This is a genomic window from Robiginitalea marina (assembly GCF_024006985.1).
Taxonomy (GTDB): Bacteria; Bacteroidota; Bacteroidia; order Flavobacteriales; family Flavobacteriaceae; genus Robiginitalea; species Robiginitalea marina.
Genome location: NZ_JAMXIB010000040.1, coordinates 1 through 377, shown reverse-complemented (window position 1 = coordinate 377; position 377 = coordinate 1). Strand labels below are relative to the sequence as shown.

At 59.9% G+C, this 377-nt stretch carries 1 protein-coding gene; it reads right to left on the bottom strand.

What is annotated here, in order from left to right:
* On the bottom strand, nucleotides 1–377 hold a 377-nt coding region (locus NG653_RS14675), incomplete at both ends, for a hypothetical protein (RefSeq protein ID WP_252742461.1).

Here is a 377-nt window from a genome sequence, read left to right as displayed (position 1 = left end):
ACATAGCCCGAGAGGTCCACATCTTGCGTGCCCCCGTTCTCCAGGGTCAGCGTCAGGGTGTTGCCCGTAAGGCTGAAGTCTGTGATCTGCTGGTCATCCGTGTTGTCCAGATAGGGCGTCAGATCCACGCTGCCCCCGTCTTCCAGGGTCAGGGTGTTGCCGCTCAGGCTAAGCCCCTGGTCGTCCGTGCCCACCAGTGATGAAAGGTCGATGGTCTCCGAGGTCCCGTTCTCAATCCCGATGGTCAGGTCAGTCCCCACCAAAGAAGATCCGGAGATGTTTTGGTCGTCGGTGGAGACATAGCCTGAGAGGTCCACATCTTGCGTGCCCCCGTTCTCCAGGGTCAGCGTCAGGGTGTTGCCCGTAAGGCTGAAGTC